1 protein-coding gene is annotated in these 533 nt (G+C 66.4%); it reads right to left on the bottom strand.

The window, feature by feature from the left end:
* Nucleotides 1–79: 79 nt before the first annotated feature.
* On the bottom strand, nt 80–533 hold a 454-nt coding region (locus tag OF819_RS29065), incomplete at its 5' end, for a transposase (protein ID WP_267246639.1).

Here is a 533-nt window from a genome sequence, read left to right as displayed (position 1 = left end):
GGGTCTCTTGTGGAGGTGGCTGGTGCCGTCGGTGTCGGTCGGGTCTGTCAAGCGAGCGGTGTAACTGGGGTAGTTGGGGTTAGTGACGGGCCGCCGACAGGCGGCCGTCGAAGGTGATGTCGAAGGCGTTCAGCGCGGTCTTCCATCGCATGGTCCAGCGGGCCTGGCCCTTGCCGGTGGGGTCGAGTGACATGATGGCCATGTAGACACACTTCAGGGCGGCCTGCTCGTTCGGGAAGTGTCCGCGGGCCTTGACCGCCCGGCGGATGCGGGCGTTGACCGACTCGATCGCGTTCGTCGTGCAGACGATGCGGCGGATCTCGGTGTCGAACCGCAGGAACGGGGTGAACTCCTCCCACGCGTTCTCCCACAGCTTCACGATGGCCGGATACTTCCTGCCCCAGGCGTCGGCGAACTCGGCGAACCGGTCCAGGGCGGCCTCCTCGGTGGGAGCGGTGTAGACGGGCTTGAGGAGCTTGGCGATCTTGTCCCAGTCCTGGCGGGCGGCATAGCGGAACGAGTTCCGCAGCAGG

The sequence above is a fragment of the Streptomyces sp. PR69 genome (assembly GCF_026420845.1).
Lineage (GTDB): Bacteria > Actinomycetota > Actinomycetes > Streptomycetales > Streptomycetaceae > Streptomyces.
Note: the sequence above shows the minus strand (reverse complement) of the source record. Positions and strands in the feature narration are given on the sequence as shown.